Below are 1928 nucleotides of genomic sequence, written 5' to 3'. Positions count from 1 at the left end.
GGCTCATTGGCAAACTGAAAATAATCAACATTGGCTTTTAGATAAGCTATTTCAAGAAGATAAGCAGAAAATGTATGATGAAGATGGCGCCAGTATCTTGGCCATTTTACGCCGCTGGGCCTTAAATCTGGTGAAATTACACCCAGCTAAAACCAGCCAAACTCAAAAATTTAATCGAGCATGTTGGAGTGATGACTTCAGAGAAGAGATTATTTTTGGAACTGGTCAAAAAGTGTAATCAGCCCCTGGTTCTTGGTGGCCACTTTAATCTCATTTGATGATATAGCTCATAACAGTAGACCCGTTCTCTATAAATCGGATCTCCCCCATCAATGTTCAAGTGAAAGTAATTTTGATCAACTTGATTGGTTGCTTGTCGTAAAATTAAACTTAATTCTTTCATTTTCTTATTAACGTCTATAGAGATTAACTTTTATATCGTTAGTGATGAAATTCTCGCTCCAAGTTGAAATGATATCTCTTGAATCAAGCCATTTTACCAATTCCAGATTTTCAGGAGTGCTTTTCAATCTCGGTGAATTGTATCCAGTTTTTATTTCTGAAAATGGTTTTGGTAGATTAGCTAATACATGACGAACATCATCATTCTTCATAAGAGTATGATATTTGTTTAAGAGTGAAATTTGTGTCGCTATGGGCGAAGAATACCTCATCAGGGATTGCACAATATTCCGGTTAAGGCTGGGGATATCGGCGTCGGTTTTGACAATAATAGGACCAATCAGTGCTGAGCGCTTAGGAAGATCAACAAGCAATTCTAAGTCCATCAATTTGACTATCCCAAGCTTAGCTACAATATCAATTTGTGTTCTAAGAAGTTCCTCTAGGAAATCATCGTCAAGTGCAAAACGGTCTGGTTTCGCCAGATATGTTTCAATGTTAGCGGCGACGAATAGTACCTGTAAGTCACCCTTATCAGCGAGCAAATCAAGCATTTCCTTCGTAAATGCGATTTTCTTTTCATCTATTAGAATTCGCAACTTAGTTGGTTCGAGTCCTTTTGGCTGGTACGAAAACGTCCTAGGCAAGGCGCGAACATATTCTCTATAGACGACATCAGGTATCGAAATAGCCTCGAAGATGAATCGACGTAATGGAAGTGAATCATCGTTGCTTGGTATGGGGTATTGCAGAATAGCAGCACGAATAACTTCTCGATCAAAATATTCAATTAGGCTATCTGCCTCGAACACGTTACCTTCGATGAAGGCAAGACAGTTCTCCCAAGTTGGTTCAATCTTACCTAATTGGAACAGCATTGAGTGCAACCTCTCGGGTACATCTTCTAAGGTTGGCAACAGGGTCATCTGTCGTTCAAGAAACACCCGAATATCATCTTGATCAAACGTATTGCATTGAATCACTCTGAGAATAGCTGAAGCTTCCTCTCTAGAGTTTTCTTCAAGCTCCAAAAGTACATCACGTAGGTAGCATTCGAAATCGTTTTCGATACGCTCCAACAGGGCAGTGTTACTCAACGAACGTATAGTAGTGAAGTTCCTCGTTCGTAGTGGCTCGAGATCGTTCTCTCCTAAAATCACTTGGTAGACGTATTCCAAGTTTGCGATCGTAAGTTCGAAAAGTCCCTCCTCGAACATGAAGCGTACAATTTCAGGGTGTTCTTTGATTGCAGCCAAATCTTTGACTACAACGCCAAGTATAGTGGTCAACTAAATTTGGCCACAGCTTTAGAATCTTCCCAAAATCGTCGCTCTGATTCATTTGGGCTCAATCCTGCATTGTAATGATGTGGCCTGACTTCACAGTAATAACCAATGATGTAATCGGTCACATCTTGTTTAGCTTCGCTAAAACTCTTGTAGCCTTGTGTCGGGAGCCATTCCGTTTTTAAACTTCTGAAAAACCGCTCCATTGGCGCATTATCCCAGCAGTTACCGCGACGGCTC

2 protein-coding genes and 1 pseudogene are annotated in these 1928 nt (G+C 40.5%); 1 reads left to right on the top strand and 2 read right to left on the bottom strand.

The genetic code is table 11. From position 1 onward, the window contains the following. Positions 1-238: pseudogene (locus L5M71_RS22940) on the top strand (ISAs1 family transposase); the annotation flags it as partial. 172 nt (positions 239-410) lie between these two features. Here the strand turns inward: L5M71_RS22940 and L5M71_RS22935 are convergent. Both L5M71_RS22935 and L5M71_RS22930 read right to left on the bottom strand, forming a co-directional pair. Further along, positions 411-1691, bottom strand: a complete 1281-nt coding sequence (locus tag L5M71_RS22935) for a hypothetical protein (protein WP_263220682.1) — start codon at positions 1689-1691, stop codon at positions 411-413. After that, positions 1688-1928: integrase core domain-containing protein (locus L5M71_RS22930; protein ID WP_263208127.1), on the bottom strand; the 241-nt coding region annotated here is incomplete at its 5' end. The genes L5M71_RS22935 and L5M71_RS22930, both read right to left, overlap by 4 nt.

The organism is Shewanella sp. SW1, assembly GCF_025653545.1.
Lineage (GTDB): Bacteria > Pseudomonadota > Gammaproteobacteria > Enterobacterales > Shewanellaceae > Shewanella > Shewanella oncorhynchi.
This window is presented reverse-complemented; position numbering and strand designations above follow the sequence as displayed.